At 73.1% G+C, this 18125-nt stretch carries 17 protein-coding genes; 9 read left to right on the top strand and 8 right to left on the bottom strand.

Annotated features, from left to right (window positions below; translation table 11 throughout):
* Nucleotides 1-42 precede the first annotated feature (42 nt).
* Nucleotides 43-2289, bottom strand: coding sequence for an ATP-dependent RecD-like DNA helicase (locus FLV34_RS32390; protein WP_147944899.1), 2247 nt, complete (start codon nt 2287-2289; stop codon nt 43-45).
* Nucleotides 2290-2362: 73 nt separating this feature from the next.
* Entirely contained in the window at nt 2363-3799 is a 1437-nt protein-coding gene (locus FLV34_RS32385; RefSeq protein WP_222709698.1) for a serine hydrolase, read from the bottom strand.
* Nucleotides 3800-3888: 89 nt separating this feature from the next.
* Here FLV34_RS32385 and FLV34_RS32380 point away from each other — a divergent pair, with 89 nt between their 5' ends.
* Nucleotides 3889-4719, top strand: coding sequence for an AraC family transcriptional regulator (locus FLV34_RS32380; protein WP_261985981.1), 831 nt, complete (start codon nt 3889-3891; stop codon nt 4717-4719).
* A 65-nt stretch (nt 4720-4784) separates the two neighbouring features.
* On the opposite strand, the gene FLV34_RS32375 is transcribed toward FLV34_RS32380, so the two are convergent.
* Entirely contained in the window at nt 4785-5375 is a 591-nt protein-coding gene (locus tag FLV34_RS32375) for a TetR/AcrR family transcriptional regulator (protein WP_142651013.1), read from the bottom strand.
* Between the two features lie 225 nt (nt 5376-5600).
* Here FLV34_RS32375 and FLV34_RS32370 point away from each other — a divergent pair, with 225 nt between their 5' ends.
* The 5 genes from FLV34_RS32370 (at nt 5601) to FLV34_RS32345 (ending at nt 10679) form a co-directional block, all read left to right on the top strand.
* Nucleotides 5601-6545: a chlorophyllase gene (locus FLV34_RS32370; protein WP_147944898.1), complete on the top strand. Its 945-nt coding sequence runs from the start codon at nt 5601-5603 to the stop codon at nt 6543-6545.
* Between the two features lie 287 nt (nt 6546-6832).
* Nucleotides 6833-7270 (top strand): MarR family winged helix-turn-helix transcriptional regulator, encoded by a 438-nt coding sequence (locus FLV34_RS32360; RefSeq protein ID WP_142651014.1) that lies wholly within the window; start codon nt 6833-6835, stop codon nt 7268-7270.
* Between the two features lie 101 nt (nt 7271-7371).
* Nucleotides 7372-8112, top strand: a complete 741-nt coding sequence (locus FLV34_RS32355) for an alpha/beta fold hydrolase (protein WP_168066424.1) — start codon at nt 7372-7374, stop codon at nt 8110-8112.
* Nucleotides 8113-8274: 162 nt separating this feature from the next.
* Nucleotides 8275-9222, top strand: a complete 948-nt coding sequence (gene add / locus FLV34_RS32350) for an adenosine deaminase (protein WP_187280791.1) — start codon at nt 8275-8277, stop codon at nt 9220-9222.
* 104 nt (nt 9223-9326) lie between these two features.
* Nucleotides 9327-10679 (top strand): serine hydrolase, encoded by a 1353-nt coding sequence (locus FLV34_RS32345; protein ID WP_147944896.1) that lies wholly within the window; start codon nt 9327-9329, stop codon nt 10677-10679.
* A 4-nt stretch (nt 10680-10683) separates the two neighbouring features.
* Here the strand turns inward: FLV34_RS32345 and FLV34_RS32340 are convergent, their stop codons facing one another.
* From FLV34_RS32340 to FLV34_RS32325, 4 genes are read right to left on the bottom strand one after another with little or no spacing between them, the layout of a single operon-like run.
* Nucleotides 10684-11880, bottom strand: a complete 1197-nt coding sequence (locus tag FLV34_RS32340) for an ABC transporter permease (RefSeq protein WP_147944895.1) — start codon at nt 11878-11880, stop codon at nt 10684-10686.
* A complete protein-coding gene (locus FLV34_RS32335; RefSeq protein ID WP_142651018.1) occupies nt 11877-12668 on the bottom strand; it encodes an ABC transporter ATP-binding protein in 792 nt (263 codons plus the stop codon). Before FLV34_RS32335 ends, FLV34_RS32340 begins: the two co-directional genes overlap by 4 nt.
* Complete coding sequence (locus FLV34_RS32330; RefSeq protein ID WP_260617481.1) at nt 12665-13729, bottom strand: efflux RND transporter periplasmic adaptor subunit; 1065 nt, start codon at nt 13727-13729, stop codon at nt 12665-12667. The genes FLV34_RS32335 and FLV34_RS32330 overlap by 4 nt, the downstream gene beginning before the upstream one ends.
* Nucleotides 13726-14241: a hypothetical protein gene (locus FLV34_RS32325; RefSeq protein WP_142651019.1), complete on the bottom strand. Its 516-nt coding sequence runs from the start codon at nt 14239-14241 to the stop codon at nt 13726-13728. Before FLV34_RS32325 ends, FLV34_RS32330 begins: the two co-directional genes overlap by 4 nt.
* 156 nt (nt 14242-14397) lie before the next feature.
* Here FLV34_RS32325 and FLV34_RS32320 point away from each other — a divergent pair, with 156 nt between their 5' ends.
* Complete coding sequence (locus tag FLV34_RS32320; protein WP_142651045.1) at nt 14398-15051, top strand: response regulator transcription factor; 654 nt, start codon at nt 14398-14400, stop codon at nt 15049-15051.
* On the top strand, nt 15048-16223 hold the full coding sequence (locus FLV34_RS32315; protein WP_260617482.1) for a cell wall metabolism sensor histidine kinase WalK: 1176 nt from the start codon (nt 15048-15050) through the stop codon (nt 16221-16223). The genes FLV34_RS32320 and FLV34_RS32315 overlap by 4 nt, the downstream gene beginning before the upstream one ends.
* Before the next feature lie 37 nt (nt 16224-16260).
* On the opposite strand, the gene FLV34_RS32310 is transcribed toward FLV34_RS32315, so the two are convergent.
* Entirely contained in the window at nt 16261-16833 is a 573-nt protein-coding gene (locus tag FLV34_RS32310) for a TetR/AcrR family transcriptional regulator (protein ID WP_142651020.1), read from the bottom strand.
* Between the two features lie 126 nt (nt 16834-16959).
* On the opposite strand from FLV34_RS32310, the gene FLV34_RS32305 reads away from it, so the two are divergent.
* On the top strand, nt 16960-17859 hold the full coding sequence (locus FLV34_RS32305) for an SDR family oxidoreductase (protein WP_142651021.1): 900 nt from the start codon (nt 16960-16962) through the stop codon (nt 17857-17859).
* Nucleotides 17860-18125 lie beyond the last annotated feature (266 nt).

Raw genomic sequence — 18125 nt, 5'->3', positions numbered from 1 at the left:
CGGGCGCGCCGGCCAGGCCGTGAGAGATCAGGGCACGGCGGATCAGGGCACGCGGAGGCGGTGGGTCAGCCCCGTGTGGCGGCGGCCCGCCCCCCGCGTGCGTACGGCCTGGCCGAGCGCCCGCCGCGACCCGACGATGACCACGAGCTTCTTGGCACGCGTGATGGCGGTGTAGAGAAGGTTGCGCTGCAACATCATCCAGGCGCTGGTGGCCAGCGGGATGACGACCGCCGGATACTCGCTGCCCTGGGAGCGGTGGATGCTGACCGCGTAGGCGTGGGCGAGTTCGTCGAGCTCGTCGAAGGAGTAGTCGACGTTCTCGTCCTCGTCGGTCAGCACGGTCAGCTTGCTCTCCTCGGGGGTGATGGCGGTGACGACGCCGACCGTGCCGTTGAACACCCCGGCCGCGCCCTTGTCGTAGTTGTTGCGCAGCTGGGTGCCCTTGTCGCCGACGCGGAAGACCCGCCCGCCGTAGCGGCGCTCCGGCATGCCCTCGCGGGAGGGGGTCAGCGCCTCCTGCAGGGCGATGTTGAGCGCGCCGGCGCCGGCCGCGCCGCGGTGCATGGGCGCCAGCACCTGGATGTCCCTGCGCGGGTTGAGCCCGAACTTGCGGGGAATGCGCCGGGCGACCACGTCCACGGTCAGCGCGGCGATCTCCTCGGGCTCCTCGCAGGAGAACAGGAAGAAGTCGGGGAACTCGCGGACCAGCGGGTGCTGGCCGGTGTTGACGCGGTGCGCGTTGACGACCACGCCCGACTCCTGCGCCTGGCGGAAGATCTGCGTCAGGCGCACCCGGGGGATGCCGGGGGCGGCCAGCAGGTCGCGCAGCACCTCTCCGGCACCGACCGAGGGAAGCTGGTCGACGTCGCCGACGAACAGCAGGTGCGCGCCCGGGGCGACCGCCTTGGCCAGCTTGTTGGCCAGCAGCAGGTCGAGCATGGACGCCTCGTCCACGACGACCAGGTCGGCGTCGAGCGGGTTGTCGCGGTCGAAGGTGGGGTCGCCGCCGGGGCGGAGCTGGAGCAGCCGGTGCACGGTGGTGGCCTCGTGGCCGGTCAGCTCGGCCAGCCGCTTGGCCGCCCGGCCGGTCGGGGCGGCGAGGATGACCTTGGCCCGCTTCGCGCGGGCCAGCGTCACCACCGAGCGCACGGTGAAGCTCTTGCCGCAGCCGGGGCCGCCGGTCAGCACGGCCACCTTCTCCGTCAGCGCGAGCCGTACGGCCTCGGCCTGCTCGGGCGCGAGGTCGGCGCCGGTGCGGCCGCGCAGCCAGTCGAAGGCGGCCGGCCAGTCCACGTCGGCGAACGCCTTGAGCCGGTCGTGGCCGGCGGTCAGCAGGGTGCGCAGGGTGCCGGCCAGCGACAGCTCGGCGCGGTGGAAGGGGACGAGGTAGATCGCGGGGACGGTGCTCTCGTCGTCTTGCTCGCCGTTTCCCCTGGCGGGGATCTCCTCGCGGACCACGCCCTCCTCGGCGACGAGCTCCTCCAGGCAGGCGGTGGTCAGGTCGGGCGGCACCTCAAGGATCTTGACGGCGTCGGCGACCAGGTTGGGGGCGGGCAGATAGCAGTGGCCGTCGTCGGCGGCCTGCGACAGCGTGTAGCGCAACCCGGCCTTGACCCGCTCGGGGCTGTCGTGCGGGATGCCGACGGCCTGGGCGATGGTGTCGGCGGTCTTGAAGCCGATGCCCCACACGTCGTCGGCGAGCCGGTAGGGCTCCTTGCGGACCACGTCGATGGAGTCCTCGCCGTACTGCTTGAAGATGCGCACGGCGATGGAGGTGGACACCCCGACGCCCTGCAGGAAGATCATCACCTCCTTGATGATCTTCTGCTCCTCCCAGGCCGCGGCGATCATCTTGGTCCGCTTGGGCCCGAGGCCGGGCACCTCGACCAGGCGCTTGGGCTCCTCCTCGATGACCCGCAGCGTGTCGGTGCCGAAGTGGTCCACGATCCGCTCGGCCATCTTCGGGCCGATGCCCTTGATCAGCCCGGAGCCCAGGTAGCGCTGGATGCCCTGGATCGTCGCCGGCAGGACGGTGGTGTAGGACCACACCTCGAACTGCCTGCCGTACTTGGGGTGGGAGCCCCAGCGGCCGGTGAGCCGCAGCGACTCGCCCACCTGCGCCCCGAGCAGCGGGCCGACGACGGTCAGCAGCTCGGTGCCGGACCGTTCGGTGGCGACCCTGGCGATCGTGTAACCGGTCTCCTCGTTGGCATAGGTGATCCGCTCCAGCACGGCGTCGAGCTGGACGCCGGGCGGCCTGCCCGCGGCGCCCCCGGGAGGATTCGTCATGGGTCGCATTGTCTCCCACCCGGCGGCCCCCGCCGGACGCGACCGCAGCCGCGGGGGACGAAGCGCGGGCCTCCTACGCGACGTCGGGCCGGGTCATCAGCGGCGACCGCACGTGGACCGCCAGATCGGGGCCGGTCAGGGGCACGATGTTCCACGTCGCCACCGCCGTCCCCGCGCCGGCGTCGACCACCAGCCGCACCCGGTGAGGAGTGGTGATGACGAAAAGGTCGGCGACGAACGTGTCGCCCTGCCAGGCGCCGGCCGCCACGACAGGGCGGCCGAGCGGCGAGCTCTCCCGCCATGCGCCGTGACCGGCCTCGACGTCGAGCGCCGGCCCCACCCGCAGGAGCCAGCCACCGTCCACGGGATCGACGGTCACCGTGGTGCCGCCGGGCAGCGGCGAATCCCCGGCGGATGCGTCGACCTTCGCCGTGACGCCGCGCTGCGGGGCGGCCGATCCCGGCACCGGCGCGAACGACAGCCGCCGCAGCCGCTCGGCGAGGATCTCGTCGTCCCGGGCGCTGTCCGCCCGGTCCACGCCGGAGATCAGGCACTCCCAGATCGGGTCGAGTATCTGCGCCCCCTCCGTCGCGGCGGCGGTGACGGCGACCACGAGATCATGCGACGGGACGACCACGCACAGCTGGCCGAACGCGCCGTCGCCTCGATAACCGTGCTGCGACATCCAGAACTGGTAGCCGTATCCGCACAGCGTGTCGAGGCTCTCCGACCAGCCCTCGACCTGCTGGGTGGCGATGTGCCGCCGGGTCGCGAGCTCCACCCACTCGCGCGGGACGAGCCGCCGGTCGCCCCACAGTCCTCCGCGCAGCAGCAGTTCGCCGAAGGCGGCCACGGCCTCGGTCGTGAGGTGCAGCCCGTGGAACCCGAAGGCGGCGCCGCTCGCCACCCGGTCCCATTCGGCGTGGTCGACGCCCATCGGCCCGAAGAGACGCTCGTCGAGCAACTCGGGGAGGCCGCGGCCCGTGACCCGTTCCACCATCCGGGCCAGGACGAAGGTGGTCGGATTGTCGTAGGCGTGCCGGGTGCCCTCGGGCTCGGGGAACGGCACGCGCAGGAAGCCCTTCACCAGGTCGCCCGGTTCGAGCTCCCACGCCTCGGCGAGGCTGTCGTCGCGGTGCCCGGCCGTCATGGACAGCAGGTGGTGAACGGTGATGCGGCGTCCCTGCTCGCAGACGCCGGCCGGAACGTGGTCGGGCAGCACGTCGACCACCCGGTCGTCCAGCGCGAGCAGCCCGTCGCTGATGGCGAGCCCCACGGCGACCGAGGTGAACGACTTGGTCAGCGAGTAGAGAAGGTGCGGGCGTCCGGCCGAGTACGGCGCCCACCACCCTTCGGCGACGACGTGACCGTGGCGTACGACCATGAGGGAGTGGCACTCGACGAATCGTCCGTCGAGCCGGTCCAGCAGCGCGGCGATCGAGCGGGACGACATCCCCGAGGCCGCCGGTGCCGAGCGCGGCAGCAGGGCGCGCTGAGAGGGGGAGGGCATGCGGACACCGTAACAAGGCCGCGCAAGCGGATTCCGGGACCGGGCGAGGCCCGCCGATCATGCGGCCCGGGGGTGATTAGGCTGGTCGTATGCCGTCGGCGGGGACGTCATACGACTGGGCGTGGGTGGACGTCGCGGTCCCGCGCATGCCGGGCCGGCTGCCGGGGGTGAGCATGGCCGGGTTCCGCCAGCGCTCCCCCGCACTGTGGGACATCCGCATGGTCGCCTATCCGTTCGTCACCCTGTTCGTCGACCTGAGCGACACCGAGACCGTCGTCTACGACGCCCGTGGCCGGACCCGGCGCGGCAGCGTCGTCGCCGGGCTCCTTCCCGGCGACTTCCGGGCGGCCGGTCGCCGGGTCGAGTGCCTCCAGATCCGGCTGGAGCCGATCGTGGCGGCCGCCGTGTTCGGGGGATCGGCCGAGCTCAGCGGGGCGGTGCTCGCTCTGGAAGACCTCTGGGGACGCGACGCCGCCCGCGCCGAAGACAGGCTGCGCGCCACCACGTCGTGGGACGAACGGTTCACGATCGCGAGGGACATCATCGGCCGGCGGCTGGAGGCCCGTCCGCAGGTCGATCCGGAGGTCGCGCACGTCTGGCGGCGAACCCTCGCCCGCCGGGGGCGGGTGCGGGTCGACGGCCTTGCGGACGAGGTGGGCTGGAGCCGCAAGCGCCTGTGGTCGCGCTTCCGGTCCCAGCTCGGCATCACTCCCAAACGCGCCGCCCAGCTGGTGCGGTTCGACCACGCCGCCCACCTGCTCGCGGCGGGGCACGGTGCGGCCGGTGTCGCCGCGGAAAGCGGCTACGTCGACCAGTCCCACCTCACCCGCGAGGTCAAGGCGTTCGCCGGGCTCACGCCCGCGGCCGTGGCCGAGGCGCCGTGGCTCGCGATCGACGACGTCGCCTGGCCGTCGCACTGAGCACATCGCACCGGGCACATCGCACCGGGCACGTCGCACTGGGGACGTCGCGGCACGGACATGACCTAGCCCGGCAGGCGCAGCCCGGCGATGAGCAGCCCGGCCAGCCGTCGGGCGTCGTAGTGGGGATCGTGCTCGGCGCCGATGCAGAGGTTCCCGACGCCGTGCATGAGCTGGAGGGCCGGGACGTCGGAGCGGATCTCACCGGCGGCGGCCGCGGCGTCCAGCAGCCGGGTGCACACGGGCACGAGCCGGTCGAGGAAGTAGGCGTGCAGCGCCTCGAACCCGGGCTCGTCGGAGCGCAGCACGGCGGCCAGCCCGTGCTTGGTGACCAGGAAGTCGACGAACAGGCCGATCCAGCGTCGCAGTGCTTCGTAGGGCGTCGCGCTGGACTCCAGCAGGGCCGGTCCGGCCTCGGCGCAGGCCTCCACCTGGTGCCGGTAGACGGCGATGATGAGATCCGCCCGCGTCGGGAAGTGGCGATAGATGGTGGCCGTCCCGACGCCGGCCTTGGCCGCGATGTCGCGTACGGGCGCGTCCACGCCCGATGCGACGAAGACCTCGGCGGCCGCGTCGAGCAGGGTCTTCTCGTTGCGCCGTGCGTCCGCCCGTCTGGGCCGGGCCGCCCGTCCCGCGCCCCGGTCGCTGTCGTTCATCGCGCGGCTCCCTCCATCGACTTGCTAAACGGGACATGGTTCCGTATCGTCAAAACGGGACACGGTCCCGTTTGCTCATGATGCCAGAGCAGCGGGCCTGCGACCAATCCATGCGTCCTCCCCGCACTTCCCTTTCCGCCCGGCCGCCGTCGGCGCACTCATCCCGCGCCGCCGGTGGCGCCGGCGACCCCGTTGAGATGTGGCATCTGAGAGGAAGACCATCCCATGAGTGAGACAACTGTGGCGGTTCCCGGCCTGGCCGTCGGCACCCCGTCCCCGGTCATCGCGGTGCGGCCGGTCGTGCTGCCGGCCCCCGGCCGCGGCGAGGACCTGCGCGTACGCGTGTCCGCGCCGGCGACCGGAAACGAACTGCCGGTCATCGTCTTCTCGCACGGTTTCGGGGAGTCGATGGACGGCTACGCCCCGCTGGTCGACTTCTGGACCGCCCACGGCTTCGCGGTGATCCAGCCCACCCATCTCGACTCGAGGACGCTGAACCTCCCTCCCGACGACCCTCGTACGTCTCTGATCTGGCGGCTCCGCGTCGAGGACCTCACGCGCGTCCTCGACGGGCTGGATTTCGTCGAAGCCGCCGCTCCCGGCCTCGCCGGGCGGCTCGACCGGAGCCGCATCGCCGTGGCCGGGCACTCCTGGGGCGCCCAGACGGCGAGCATGCTCCTCGGGGCGCGTGTCCTCGGCCCGGAAGGCGAGCCGGGAGAGGACCTGTCCGACCCGCGGATCACGGCGGGTGTGCTGCTCGCCGTCCCCGGCACGGGCGGAGCCGACCTGACTCCGTTCGCCGCCGAGCACTTCCCGTTCATGAACCCGGGCTTCGCGGAGATGACCACACCGGCCCTCGTGGTCGCGGGAGATCACGACCAGTCCCTGCTGTCGGTCCGGGGGCCAGACTGGTTCACCGACGCGTACGTCCAGAGCCCACACGGCAAGAGCCTGCTCACTGTGTTCGGTGCGGAACACTCGCTTGGCGGGATCTCCGGCTACAACGTCACGGAGACCACGGACGAGAACCCCGAGCGGGTCGCCCTGATCCAGCGGCTCACCTGGGCCTACCTCCGCACCGCGCTCGGCGTCGACGGCTCCGCCTGGCCGGCGGCGCGTGCCGCTCTGGCCGCGGCCGGCGATCCGCTGGGCCGGATCGAGTCCAGGTGATTCCCCGGGCGGGCGGCCGGACCGCCGCTCCGGCCGCCCGCCCGGCAGAAGGGACGCCCCAATAGGGGGACGCCACGTTGTTCTCGGCCCAGCGCTTCTCGGCGTCGGAGCCCGCCGGAGGCGGCGCGATCCCGTCGATCAGTGAACTGCGTGGCCAGGTGATCGCCACTCACCCCCGGCCGCATCGGACGGCGCACCGACCGGTACCGCGCCGTGAGAGGTCTCCAGACGCTCGCTCGCGTAGCCGCATCTTGCCTTAGCTAAGTTAGCTTGTTAAGTTAGCGGGCATGGAGCGGAACCTCAGCCTCAACCTGCATGTGCTCACCGCTCGGCTGGACCGGGCCGCCGACCGCATACTCCGGGCGGAGCACGACATCTCCTACAGCCGGTTCCTGGCCCTGACCCTGGTGGGGGAACTGGGGGCCTCGACACAGCGGACCCTCGCCGAATACCTCGGCGTCACCGAGCCGTCGGTGAGCCGCATGACCGGCGTCCTGGCCGCCGACGGTCTCCTCGACGTCCAGCCCGACCCCGCCGGGGGCAACCGGCGGCGACTGAGCCTCACCGACGAGGGAAAGCGGCTTGTGGCCTCGATCCGGCAGGAGTTCGAAGATCGGCTCGCCGCCGTCGTCGCCGAGAGCGGCGTGCCGTACGCCGAGTACGCCGAGCACACCGCGCGGCTGCTGACCACGTTCGACCGGCTCGAGCGGGAGGCGGGCAAGTGAGCCGGAACACCGATACTCCGCCCTTACACGAGCACACGGCAGTTTCGGCCGATGGCACGGCGATCGCTTACCGAACCCTGGGCGCAGGACCGGACCTGATCGTGGTCGGCGGCAACCTGAGCACCTCCGACGACTACCTGCCGCTGGCCCGCCTGCTGGCCCGCTCCTTCACCGTGCACGTCGTCGACCGGCGCGGACGCGGCGCCAGCGGCCCCCAGGGATCGGAGTATTCGCTGGCCAAGGAAGTCGAGGACCTGCACGCCGTCCAGGCCGCGACCGGGGCCCGCCTGGCCTTCGGGCACAGTTATGGCGGGCTCGTCGTCCTGGAGGCCGCACGCTCCTTGCCGCTGTTCGACCGCATCGCGGTCTACGAGCCGGGAGTGCCCTGCGCCCCCGTCCCCACCGCGTGGATGGCGCCGTTCCGGGAACGGCTGGCCGCAGGCGACCACTACGGCGCGTTCGTCCACTTCATCCAAGGCTCTGGCGGAGCGCCGGCCTTCATGGCCAAGCTGCCGCACTGGTATCTGCGCACCGTGATGCGCGTCGTGTTGCGCGGGCCGAGATGGGAGCGCATGCGATCCCTGCTGACGGCATGCCTGGCCGAGCACGAGCAGCTCGCCGCCCAGTATGGCCGGCTCCCCGAGTTCGCCGATGTCACCGCCCCGGTGCTGCTCCTCGTCGGCGGCCGCTCCAGGCCCGAGCACCGAGCGGAGTTCACCATGCTCCGCGACGCCCTTCCCGACGCCAGTCTCGAAACCGTCGACGGCCTCGGCCACCTGTCACCGACGGAACCGAAATCGGGCCCCGTCGTGGTCGCGCGGGCACTGCCGTTCCTCCTGTGACGATGAGGCGGACGCTCGGTCGCCGGATCACGCTCGGAATCAACGAGCAGGCTCCGCTGCCCAGCACGTTGCCCACAGCGACCGCCGCCCCGAGCGGGGTCGCCGTCGCCGCGCTGGAAAATGTGTGGGTGCCGCGGGCGCCGATTGCCTAGGGTGCTGCCGGTGAGAGACCTCCGCCTGCTGCCCAAGGCTCACCTGCACACTCACCTGGAAAGCACCGTCCGTCCCGCGACGATCCGCGAGCTGGGCGGCGACCCACCGGTGCAGGACCGGCCGTTCCGGGACTTCCGGGAGTTCGCCGACCAGCGTGCCCAGGTGCGCGCGCTGCTGCGCGAGCCCGGGCACTTCCGCCGCATCGCCGAGGAGTTCTGCCAGGACGAGGCGGCCCAGGGCGTCCGCTACGCGGAGGTCACCTTCACCGCGGCGGCCCACGGCGAGCGGGTCGGCGATCCGGACATGCCGCTGGAGGCCGTGCTGGAGGGCCTCGCCGCCGGTGCGGAGCGGTACGGCATCCGGACGCGGGTGATCCTGGACCACTCCCGCCGCCGTCCCGCCGAACGGCTGTGGCACAGCCTCAAGCTGGCCGTACGGCACCCGCAGGTGGTGGCCATCGGCCTGGCCGGGGACGAGTCCCACCCGGCGGCGCCGTTCGCCGAGGTGTTGCAGGCCGCCCGCGAGGCGGGGGTGCACCTGGTGCACCACGCCGGGGGGACGGCAGGACCGGCCAGCGTGCGGGAGGCGTTGACGGTGGGGCACGCGGAGCGGATCGGCCACGGCATCCGCGTGCTGGAGGACCCGGAGCTGGTGGCCGAGCTGCGGAGCCGCCGCGTGCCGCTGGAGGTCTGCCCCTTCTCGAACGTCCTGCTCGGGCTGGTCCCGTCGCTGGCCGAGCACCCGCTGCCGCGCCTGGTCGAAGCCGGTCTGACGGTCACCCTGAACACGGACGGGGAGACATCGCTGGCCGCGGAATACCAGCGCGCCCGGGAGGTCTTCGGGTGCAGCGACGCCGAGCTGGCGGACCTGGCCCGCGCCTCGGTCGAGTGCGGCTTCGCCCCTGCGGAGGTGAAGGCGCAGGTCTGTGCCGAGATCGGCCGGTGGCTCGACGGCTGAGAACCCGGCTTCTTTGGGGCGATGCGCGGCCTGGGCCGAGTCCCGGGCCGCGCGGGCACAGGAACGCTAGCCTGGTGCGGATCACGGAAAGGGGACGACCAAAAATGGTGCTGGAGGGGACGGCCCGCGCACTGCTGCGCCGGCTGGCGGCCGAGCAGGCCGAGGCGCGGCTGCCGTCGGTGGTGGCGGCGATCGTGCGGGACGGCGAGATCGCCTGGTTCGGGGCGCGCGGCCGGGTCGGCGGGGAGCCGCCCACGCGGGACACCCAGTACCGCATCGGGTCCATCACCAAGACCTTCGTGGCGGTCGTCGTCATGCGGCTGCGCGACGAGGGCAGGCTCGACCTGCTGGATCCCCTGGACAAGCACGTCCCCGGCACGCCGCTGGGCGACGTCACGGTCGCCCAGTTGCTGTCGCACAGCGGCGGGCTGACCGCCGAGTCTCCCGGCCAGTGGTGGGAGCGCACCCCGGGCGTGCCGGTGGCCGACCTGATCGCCGCGCTCGGCCCCGAGTCGTCCCGGCACCGGCCCGGCCGCCGCTACCACTACTCCAACCTCGGGTTCGCCCTGCTCGGCGAGCTGGTCGCGCGCAAGCGGTCGGCGCCGTGGGACGAGGTCGTACGCGAGGAGATCCTGGAGCCGCTCGGCATGCGCGACACCACCCCGCGCCCGCGCGCGCCGCACGCCACCGGGTATGCCGTGCACCCGTGGGCCGACACGCTGCTGCCGGAGCCGGAGAACGACCACGGCGCGATGGCCCCGGCCGGGCAGATGTGGTCCACGGCCGCCGACCTGGCCCGGTGGGCGGCATTCATCGGCGGCGACACCGGCGAGGTGCTGCGCCCGGCCACCGTGGCCGAGATGCGCGAGCCGGCCGTCGTGGACGACGGCGACACCTGGACCCGCGGCTACGGGCTGGGCCTCCAGCTCGCCCGGCACACCGGGCCCGGCGGCCCGCGCCGGCTGGCCGGTCACACCGGGTCGATGCCCGGTTTCCTGGCCACCGTGTGGGCCGACCCCGCCGACGGCACGGCCGTGCTGTGGATGGCCAACACCACCTCGGGCGTGCGCAACCTCGACACCTCCCTGCTGGACATCCTGGCCGAGCACGAGCCGCCGCTGCCGGCCGAGTGGTCGCCCTCCCCCGTGGACGAGGACCTGCTGGCGCTGACCGGGCCCTGGTATTGGGGGCCGACGCCGTACGTGCTGCGGGTCCTGCCGCAGCGGGGCCTGTCGCTGACCCCGGTGAGCGGCCAGGGGCGGGCCTCCCGGTTCACCGCCCGGCCCGACGGCACCTGGCTGGGGCTCGACGGCTACTACGCCGGGGAGACCCTGCGGGTGGTCCGCTCCCCCGGCGGGGTGACCCACCTCGACCTCAACACGTTCATCTTCACGCGTGAGCCGTACGACCCGGCGGCGCCGGTGCCGGGCGGCGTCGACCCGGACGGCTGGAGGTGACCCGTCAGGTGGTGGCCAGCGCCACCGTCGGCGACAGACGGGCCGCGCGCATCGCCGGGTAGAGACCGGCGAGGGTGCCGATGACGAGCGTGGCGCCGACGGCGCCCGCGAACGCCCAGGGCGGGACCACCGCCGGCCAGCCGCGCGACAGCGCGTAGCCGGCGGTGGCCAGGCCGCCCAGCACCGCGCCCGCCACCCCGCCGAGCGCCGACAGCAGCAGCGACTCGGCGAGGAACTGCAGGCGCACCTGGCCGCGGGTGGCGCCCAGCGAGCGGCGCAGGCCGATCTCCTTGCGCCGCTCCAGCACCGAGATCACCATGGTGTTGGCCACGCCGACGCCGCCGACCAGCAGCGCGACCGCGCCGAGCCCGAGCAGCAGGTTGGTGAACGCGCTCGCGGCCGCCGCCCGGGCCGCCAGCGCGTCGGAGGGCCTGCTGACCGTGACCTCCTCCGGGTTCTCCGGGTTGACCGTGCGCGGCAGCACGGCGCGTACGGCCTCCACCGATTCCTCGGCGGACCGCTCGTAGATGGTCGTCGGGTGGCCGTCGAAGCCGAGGTATTTCTCGGCGGCGGGGAACCCGACGAGCGCCGAGCGCTCGATCTCCGGGGCGAGCGGCATCGCGCCGAGGACGCCGACGACGGTGAACCACCGTTCGCCCATCCAGACCTGTACGCCCGTCCTGGTGATGCCGAGCCGCTCCGCGGCCTTGGCGCCCAGCACGACGGCGGGCCGCGTCTCGGTGGCGGCGTTCAGCCAGGCGCCGGTGACGACCCGGCCCTCCAGCGTGGTGAGCAGGTCGGCGGTCGCGGCCTGGACGGCGATGCCGCCGGTCACGGCCTTGGGGATGCGGTCGGTGCGCCGGATCGTGGTGTCGACCGTGCCGGTGGCCGAGGCGGTGCGCACCGGCCCGATGCGCCGGACCATGCCGAGCGCCTCCTCGGGCAGCTTGGCCTGCTCGCCGAACATCGTCTGCCCCGGCGCGACGGTCAGCAGGTTGGTGCCGAGCCGGTCGAGCTGGCGCAGCAGTTGCTCGCGGGAGGACGACGAGATGCCCAGCACCGCGATCATCGTGGCGATGCCGATGGCGATGCCGAGCGCGGACAGGATCACCCGCGCGGGGCGGGTGCGCAGCCCGGCCGCGCCGGTCCGCAGGATGTCGGACGGCCCGAGCCGGGCGGGGGTCAGCCGCTGACGGGTCATCGTGGTGCTCCCTTCGCCGCCCACGCCGTTTCGGGGCCGGCGGGGGCTTTCGGGCCGGCTTTGGGGTTGGGCCCGGGTGGCCGGCGTCCGGCGCCCGCCCCGGCGTCGGCGACGACCCGGCCGTCGCGTACGCGCACCTGTCGGGGGCACCACGCGGCGATCTCGGGGTCGTGGGTGATGACCACGATCGTGGTGCCTGCGGCGTGCAGGTCGCGCAGGACGTTCAGCACCTCGGCGCCCGCCGCCGAGTCGAGGTTGCCGGTCGGCTCGTCGGCCAGCAGCAGCGGCGGGTCGCCCGCCACGGCGCGGGCCACCGCGACCCGCTGCTGCTCCCCGCCCGACAGCTGATCGGGCCGGTGGCCGAGCCGGTGGCCGAGGCCCACCCGTTCCAGCGCGGCGGCGGCGCGTTCGCGCCGCGCCCGCAGCGGCGTGCCGGTGTAGAGCAGGCCGTCGGCGACGTTGTCCAGCGCGCTCACCCCCGGTGCGAGGTGGAACTGCTGGAAGACGAAGCCCAGGTGGCGGGCGCGCAGCGCGGAAAGCTCCCGGTCGGACAGCCCGGCCACGTCGTGCCCGGCGATCCGTACGGTGCCCGTGGTGGGCCGGTCGAGGGTCCCGATGAGGTGCAGCAGGGTCGACTTGCCGGATCCGGACGGGCCGGCGACGGCGACCAGCTCGCCGCGTCCGACCAGCAGGTCCACGCCGCGCAGGGCCCGCACGCCGGCGCCGTACACCTTGGTCACCTCGCGCAGCTCCACCACGGCGGGCTGCTCGGGCTGCGGGATGCTCATGTGGCGGGCACCCCGACCTTCATGCCCTCGGCGAGGCCGGCGCCGGTGATCTCGACCATGCCGCCGCCGAAGGCGCCGAGCTCGACCGGGACCACGCGGGTGGAGGCGCCCTCGACCACCTCGACGCCGAAGCCGCCCTCGCGCAGGGCCAGCAGCGCCTCCACCGGCACGGCCAGCACGTTCTCGCGCCGCTCGCTGACCAGCTCGACCTCGACCGGGGCCTTGTCGAGCCGTGTCTTGGGCGGCTTGCTCAAGGTGATGTCGACGTCGATGGTGCTGCCCTGGTCCTGGCCCTGCCCGGACGAGACGGCCTTGGCCACCGTGCCGACCGAGGTGATCTTCCCGGTGACCCGCTCGCCGCCCGGCAGTTCGACGGTGACCTTGGCGCCCTTCCTGGCCAGCGACTGGTCGTCGGTGGACAGGTCCACGTGCACCAGCCGCCGTACGCCCGTGACGGTCAGGACCGGACGTCCGGGAGTGCTCCTGTCGCCGACCTCGACCCTGGCGTCGGTCACCCGGGCGGCGGCCGGCAGGAAGACCACCTGGGAGGCGTCCACCTGCCCGGTCTCGGGGAGCCCGGCGGCTTCCTGCCACTCCTTGACGGCCAGATAGGTGGCGTAGCTGAAGTGGTCGTCCACGGTCAGGTCGTCGCCGTAGCCGAGGACCTTGAGGTTGCGTTCGAGCTGCTCGACGTCCGGGCCGTCGTCGACGCCCTGCCGCAGCGGGCGATACATGGGCAGCGATCCGTACATGAGGACCACCGGCCTGCGGTCGATCTTGAGCAGCGGGCGGCCGCGCCGGACGACCGCGCCCTCGGCGGGCGTCCAGGTCACGGTGCCGGCGGCGTCGGCGGTCACCTGCCGCTCGCCGGAGTAGGTCAGCGCCCCCTCCACGGTCTTGGTGTCGATCAGGTCCTGACGCGTGATCGACGCGGTGGCGGGCACCGGGGGCGGGGACGGCTCGGCCGCTCCCGCGCCGTCGCCGCCCGCCATGGCGACGGCCGTTCCGGCGGCGGCCAGGGCGAGGACGCCGGCGCCCGCGATCACCAGGCCCTTCCTCACGGCTTCCTCCCCGGCGCGAACTCCTCGCAGGCCTTCTGGGCCTCTTCCAGCGTCTTCCGCTGACCCGGCTTGATCTTGATCTGGATGCCCTGGCCGGGGGCCGGGTCGGGCATGTCGATGCCGTGCTCGCGCATGCACTGGGCGAACTTGACCATCCGGTCACGCGCCTCGGGATCGCCGCCGCCGGCCTTGTCGCCGATCGCGTCCTTCATGAAGTGCCGGCAGTCCTGCATGGCCTTTTCCGTCGCGGCCTGGTCGCCCTTCTTGCTCGTGATGCGGATGCGGCCGTCCGGGCCGGGGTCGGGCATGTCCACGCCGTGCTCGCGCATGCACTGGGCGAACTTGAGCTGGGCGTCCTGCCGGTCCACCGGGGCCGACGCCGATGCCGCCGGTCCGGCCGTGGCGCCGCCCGCGCTGGCGATCCCGTCGTCCGCGGGGGCCGCGCCGCAGCCGGCCAGCGCCAGTGCGAGCCCTAATGCCGGGCCCAGGGCGCGCAGTGGTCGTGAGCGCATAGGTCCTTCCTCCTCCGTCGCTTCTCCTCGTCCGGGGCGTTCGCCCGGGACGGGGCCCAACTCCAGCGGAGGCGGTGCTAAACGCGGATAAGCGAGATCGGCTTATCCATGGCTAACACCGGCTGCGCCACCCTCGAACCCGAGCGGGAGGTTCGGATGCGGGTGCTCGTGGTCGAGGACGAGGAACAGCTGGCCGAGGCCGTCGCCCGGGGGCTGCGGCTGCACGCCATCGCGGTGGACGTGGCCTACGACGGTCAGGAGGCGCTGAAGCTGGCCTCCTACGTCGACTACGACGTGGTCGTGCTCGACCGCGACCTGCCCGAGGTGCACGGCGACGACGTGTGCCGGGAGCTGGTCACGGCCGCCGGGGCGAGCCGCATCCTCATGCTGACGGCGGCCGGGCGGGTGCGTGACCGGGTCGGGGGCCTGTCCCTGGGCGCCGACGACTACCTGGTCAAGCCGTTCGCGTTCGCCGAGCTGGTGGCCCGCATCCGGGCCCTGGCCCGGCGCTCGCCCCGGGCGGTGCGGCCCGTGCTGGAGCGGGCCGGGATCCGGCTCGACCCCGCCCGCCGTACGGTGGTGCGCGACGGGCGGCAGGTGGCGCTGGGCCGCAGGGAGTTCGACGTGCTGCACGAGCTCATGCGCGCCGGCGGAGGGCTGGTCAGCTCGGCCCGGCTGCGCGCGAGCGTGTGGGACGAGCACGCCGACGCGGGCACGGGCGTGCTGCGCGTCACCATCACCTCGCTGCGCCGCAAGCTGGGCGAGCCGCCGGTGATCGAGAACGTGCCGGGCCGGGGGTATCGGCTGTGAGGCGTGTGCTGTCCCTGTGGAGCAGGCTCGGCCTGCGGATGCGGCTCACCCTGCTGTACGGCGGGCTGTTCTTCCTGGCGGGGTCGGTGCTGCTGTGGTTCACCCACCTGCTGACCGCGCGGGCGCTCAACCAGCGGTTCGTGGTGGCGGTGGCGTCGAAGGTGACCGGCGTCGGCGCCCCCGGGGCCGTCATGGGGACCACGCTGCCCGACAGCGACACGCTCGCGCAGCGGGTGCGCACCAACGTCGAGCAGGGGGCGGCCGACGTGCTGAGCGACGTGCTCCGCTCCTCGGTGGTCGTCATGGTCCTCGTCGGCGCCGTCGCGGTGGTGGTGGGCTACCTGGTGGCCGACCGCGCGCTGCGCCCGCTCGACCGGGTGACCGAGACCGCGCAGCGGCTGTCGGAGAGCACGCTGCACGAGCGGATCGCGCTGCGCGGCCCCCAGGACGAGGTCAAGCGGCTCGCCGACACCTTCGACGCGATGCTCGACCGGCTGCACCGGGTGTTCGACGCCCAGCGCCGGTTCATCGCCAACGCCTCCCACGAGCTGCGCACCCCGCTGGCGATCAACCGTACGGTGCTGGAGGTGTCGCTGGAGGAGCCGGCGGCCTCGGAGGACCTCAAGGCGCTGGCCCGCGCGCTGCTCGGCACCAACGCGAGGTATGAGCGGCTGATCGAGGGCCTGCTCATGCTGGCGCAGTCGGAGCAGGAGGTGACCGCGCGCAAGCCGGTCGACCTGCGGCAGGTCGTCCGTACGGCGATGGAGCAGATCGACCTGCAGCCGCGCCGCAGGAAGGTCATCGTGCACGAGGACCTGTGCCCGGTGGTCGCGCACGGCGATCCGCTGTTCCTCGAACGCTGTGTGTTCAACCTGCTGGAGAACGCGATCAAGTACAACGTGCGGGACGGGGAGGTCTGGGTCCGCTTGCGGGAGGACGAGGCGGGGGTGAGCGTGACGGTGGAGAACACCGGGCCGCCGGTTCCGCCGTACGAGGTGGACGACCTGTTCGAGCCGTTCCGCCGGCTCGGGGGCGACCGGGTCCGCTCCGCCCGCGGGGCGGGCCTGGGCCTGTCGATCGTCCGGGCCATCGCGGTGGCACACGGCGGCGGGGTGGAGGCGCTGGCCCGGCCCGAGGGCGGCCTGGTGGTGACCGTACGCCTGCCGAAGTAAGCCGTGCGGCCGTGCGCGCCGTGACCCCGCGGGTCGCTCAGGCCTGGTCGCGGGTCAGGGCCAGCAGTTCGCGCAGCATGTCCTCCGCGAGGGCGGCGAGGGAGCGCTGCTCGTCCTCGCGGAGCCACTGAACGAAAGCGATCTTGAACACGGTGACGCCCGACTCCGCCGCCAGGGTGGCCGCGGGCTCGTCCACGCCTCGCGCGCGCAGGGCGCCCGCGACCGCCTCGGCGAGGGTGGCGAGCTTGTGCCGCTCGCGTTCCTGCAGCGCGGGGTTCTGGTCGATCACGGACTGCCGGGTTCGCGAATGATGCCGGCGCTCGTCCGGGAAGAAGGACGTCGCGGACCGCAGGGCGCAGGCGACGATCTCGATCGGCGACGCGTCCGGCGGCGCGGCCTCCACACCGGCGAGGAACGCCTGGGTGAACAGGTGCTGGTTGTGGAAGAGGACCTCGCGCTTGTCGCTGAAGTGGCGGTAGAAGGTGCGCTCGGTCAGGCCGACGGACTGTGCGATGTCCGTGGCGGTCGTCTGCTCGAACCCGTGGGTCGCGAACAGTTCGAGCGCGGCCTCCTGCAGCCGCTCGGCGGCCCCGGGCGCCCAACGCGTCATGCGATCAAGTGTAGTGATGACGGCCACGAAGGAGTACCGTGATGTCTGTGACTGACGTCAGTCACAGACATCAGTTTTTCGGGAAGTCGCTCCGCCCTGCCGGCGGTGCGCCGAAGGAGATTCCTCATGCGTGTTTTCGTCACCGGAGCCTCCGGATGGATCGGCTCCGCGGTGACCGATGAGCTGCTCGCCGCCGGTCACGAGGTCATCGGACTGGCGAGGTCGGACGCGTCCGCCGCCGCCCTGGAGGGCAAGGGGGCCCGGGTCCGCCGCGGCGACCTCGACGATCTCGACGGCATCCGCCTGGGCGCCCGGGACGCCGACGCCGTCATCCATCTCGCGAACAAGCACGACTGGTCCGACCCGGCCGGCACGGCGGCGACCGAACGAGCCGCCGTGCAGACCATCGGCGAGGCGCTGGAGGGAACCGGTCGTCCGTTCCTGCTCGCCTCGGGACTCGCCGGTTTCGCCCCGGGCCGGCCCGCCACCGAGGACGACCCGTCGCCGTTCCACGGCCCCGATTCGCCCCGCGGCGGGAGCGAGAACCTGGCGCTGGAGTTCGTCGAGCGTGGCGTGCACACCGTGAGCCTGCGCTTCGCGCCGACCGTGCACGGCACCGGCGACCACGGCTTCATCGCGATCCTCGCCGCGATCGCCCGCGAGAAGGGCGTTTCGGGTTACCCGGGCGACGGCGCCAACCGCTGGTCCGCCGTGCACGTGCGCGACGCCGCCCGCATGGTCGCACTCGGCCTGGAGAAGGCGCCCGCGGGCGCGCGGCTGCACGCCGTCGCCGAGGAAGGCGTCCCGACCCGCGTGATCGCGGAGGCGATCGGCCGCGCGTTCGGCCTTCCCGTCGCCTCGATCGCCCCCGGAGACGTGCCGGACCACTTCGGGTGGATCGGCAACTTCTTCGGCATGGACCTCGCGGCGACCAGCACCGCGACGCGCACCCTCCTCGGGTGGACGCCCACCGGCCCGGCCCTCGTCGACGACCTCGACACGGGCGCGTACGCGATCTCCCGTTGACGACGCCGCGACCAAGGGCGCGTCAAGCGAGGCCGGGAGATTTTTCCGGGTCCCGGCGCGGGGGTAGCGCCCCCGCGCCGGGCCCGCGGCGGAGGGCGGGGCAGGGCGGGATCGCCGTCAGGGGCGGGGTCCCGCTGATCGGGGGCCGCCTCACCGTACCCTTGCCGTCCGCTTTGTACCGGACTTGACGGGTAAAATCCCTCTTGTAGTTACTTGACCGGTCTGACCTGGTCTATTAGCTTTTAGGCAGCTCAGGGCGCACTTGC

This window comes from Microbispora sp. CSR-4 (assembly GCF_008033685.1).
Taxonomy (GTDB): Bacteria; Actinomycetota; Actinomycetes; order Streptosporangiales; family Streptosporangiaceae; genus Microbispora.
Note: the sequence above shows the minus strand (reverse complement) of the source record. Positions and strands in the feature narration are given on the sequence as shown.

What these genes read in the sequence shown, in the direction of transcription:
- FLV34_RS32390 (WP_147944899.1), bottom strand. Translation starts at nt 2,289, where the DNA reads ATGACGAATCCTCCCGGGGGCGCCGCGGGCAGGCCGCCCGGCGTCCAG.
- FLV34_RS32385 (WP_222709698.1), bottom strand. Translation starts at nt 3,799, where the DNA reads ATGCCCTCCCCCTCTCAGCGCGCCCTGCTGCCGCGCTCGGCACCGGCG.
- FLV34_RS32380 (WP_261985981.1), top strand. Translation starts at nt 3,889, where the DNA reads ATGCCGTCGGCGGGGACGTCATACGACTGGGCGTGGGTGGACGTCGCG.
- FLV34_RS32375 (WP_142651013.1), bottom strand. Translation starts at nt 5,375, where the DNA reads ATGAACGACAGCGACCGGGGCGCGGGACGGGCGGCCCGGCCCAGACGG.
- FLV34_RS32370 (WP_147944898.1), top strand. Translation starts at nt 5,601, where the DNA reads ATGAGTGAGACAACTGTGGCGGTTCCCGGCCTGGCCGTCGGCACCCCG.
- FLV34_RS32360 (WP_142651014.1), top strand. Translation starts at nt 6,833, where the DNA reads ATGGAGCGGAACCTCAGCCTCAACCTGCATGTGCTCACCGCTCGGCTG.
- FLV34_RS32345 (WP_147944896.1), top strand. Translation starts at nt 9,327, where the DNA reads ATGGTGCTGGAGGGGACGGCCCGCGCACTGCTGCGCCGGCTGGCGGCC.
- FLV34_RS32340 (WP_147944895.1), bottom strand. Translation starts at nt 11,880, where the DNA reads ATGACCCGTCAGCGGCTGACCCCCGCCCGGCTCGGGCCGTCCGACATC.
- FLV34_RS32335 (WP_142651018.1), bottom strand. Translation starts at nt 12,668, where the DNA reads ATGAGCATCCCGCAGCCCGAGCAGCCCGCCGTGGTGGAGCTGCGCGAG.
- FLV34_RS32325 (WP_142651019.1), bottom strand. Translation starts at nt 14,241, where the DNA reads ATGCGCTCACGACCACTGCGCGCCCTGGGCCCGGCATTAGGGCTCGCA.
- FLV34_RS32320 (WP_142651045.1), top strand. Translation starts at nt 14,398, where the DNA reads ATGCGGGTGCTCGTGGTCGAGGACGAGGAACAGCTGGCCGAGGCCGTC.
- FLV34_RS32310 (WP_142651020.1), bottom strand. Translation starts at nt 16,833, where the DNA reads ATGACGCGTTGGGCGCCCGGGGCCGCCGAGCGGCTGCAGGAGGCCGCG.
- FLV34_RS32305 (WP_142651021.1), top strand. Translation starts at nt 16,960, where the DNA reads ATGCGTGTTTTCGTCACCGGAGCCTCCGGATGGATCGGCTCCGCGGTG.